The 379-nt window shown below is 55.1% G+C and carries 2 protein-coding genes; both read left to right on the plus strand.

From position 1 onward, the window contains the following. A partial coding sequence (gene ynaL, locus AC0L3J_RS37620) for a proline-rich small protein YnaL (protein WP_473350465.1) occupies positions 1 to 121 on the plus strand: 121 nt, incomplete at its 5' end. A gap of 29 nt (positions 122 to 150) precedes the next feature. After that, positions 151 to 379, plus strand: a 229-nt coding sequence (locus AC0L3J_RS37625; protein ID WP_473350463.1) for a DEAD/DEAH box helicase, incomplete at its 3' end; no start/stop codon positions are given.

Here is a 379-nt window from a genome sequence, read left to right on the forward strand (position 1 = left end):
TCCTGTTCCAGTGCCCGATCCGATCCCTCGCCCGCAACCCATGCCTGACCCACCACCCGATGAAGAACCGATTAAATTGTCGCATCGTGAGCGTAGATCTGCGAGGATACGCGCCTGCTAACTTTGCGTCGATGACCACGAGAATAGATTGTGACCGCTTTTTCTACCCTGAATGTTTTGCCTCCCGCCCAACTCACGAACCTTAATGAGTTGGGTTATTTAACCATGACGCCGGTGCAGGCCGCCGCGCTTCCGGCGATCCTTGCCGGAAAAGATGTTCGCGTGCAGGCGAAAACCGGCAGCGGCAAAACGGCGGCTTTTGGCCTCGGCTTGTTACAGCAAATTGATGCGTCGCTATTTCAAACCCAGGCTTTAGTGC

Source organism: Bradyrhizobium sp. Kon37 (genome assembly GCF_055807535.1).